Raw genomic sequence first — 1228 nt, 5'->3', positions numbered from 1 at the left:
AAGTGGTTCAGTTTCAGCATATACATGTAGCCGACCGTTACCTTACGCTCGAAGGCGCGACCGGTACGACCGTCATACAGTCTGATCTGACCATCTTCAGGGATGTCAGCCAGCTTCAGCATCTGCTTAATTTCTGCTTCATTGGCACCGTCGAACACAGGCGTAGCAATAGGTAGACCTTTACGCAGGTTACCAGCCAAACGCTCGATTTCATCGTCGCTGAAGCTGTCGATATCCACTTTCTGATGAGACTCACCCAGATCGTAGACTTCTTTGATAAAGCTACGCAGCTTGGCTTTTTCCTGCTCTTCTTTGATCATGCGGTCGATCTTGGCACCAATGCCGTGTGCTGCCATACCCAAGTGGGTTTCCAGAACCTGACCGATGTTCATACGAGAAGGTACGCCCAATGGGTTCAACACGATATCAACAGGTTGACCGTGCTCATCATAAGGCATGTCTTCAACAGGCATAATGGTCGAGATAACACCCTTGTTACCATGACGACCAGCCATCTTGTCACCAGGCTGGATCATGCGTTTAACCGCTAAGTAAACCTTAACAATTTTCAGCACGCCAGGGGCCAGATCATCACCCTGAGTAATCTTACGACGCTTAACTTCAAACTTCTTATCGAAGTCATCTTTGATCTCACCATACTGCTCAGCAATCTGGTCCAGACCGTTTTGCGCGTCTTCATCCTTCAGAGTCAAATCAAACCATTTCTCACGTGGCAGGCTGTCCAGCTTGCTGTCAGCAACACCGCTGTTGATCAGCAGGTTACGTGCACGAGAGAAAATACCATCGGCTAGGATGTTGAATTCGTCAGACAAGTCTTTCTTAACCTGACGTAACTGCATGTCTTCGATTTCGATGGCACGTTTGTCTTTTTCTACGCCGTCACGGGTAAAGACTTGTACGTCAATAACGGTACCATGCACGCTGTTAGGTACACGCAAGGAGGTGTCCTTAACATCAGAGGCTTTCTCACCGAAGATAGCGCGTAACAGTTTTTCCTCTGGCGTCAGCTGGGTTTCACCTTTAGGTGTTACTTTACCCACCAGAATATCGCCGCCTTTTACTTCAGCACCGATATAAACAACACCAGATTCATCCAGTTTGCCCAGGGCAGACTCACCGACGTTAGGGATATCGGCAGTAATTTCCTCCGGCCCCAACTTGGTGTCACGAGCAATACAGCTCAGTTCCTGAATGTGGATAGTGGTGA

1 pseudogene is annotated in these 1228 nt (G+C 48.5%); it reads right to left on the bottom strand.

The features are described from left to right. Positions 1-1228 (bottom strand): annotated as a pseudogene (gene rpoB, locus J0A65_RS23645) (DNA-directed RNA polymerase subunit beta); the annotation flags it as partial.

The sequence above is a fragment of the Bowmanella yangjiangensis genome (assembly GCF_017255015.1).
Classification (GTDB): Bacteria; Pseudomonadota; Gammaproteobacteria; order Enterobacterales; family Alteromonadaceae; genus Bowmanella; species Bowmanella yangjiangensis.
Note: the sequence above shows the minus strand (reverse complement) of the source record. Positions and strands in the feature narration are given on the sequence as shown.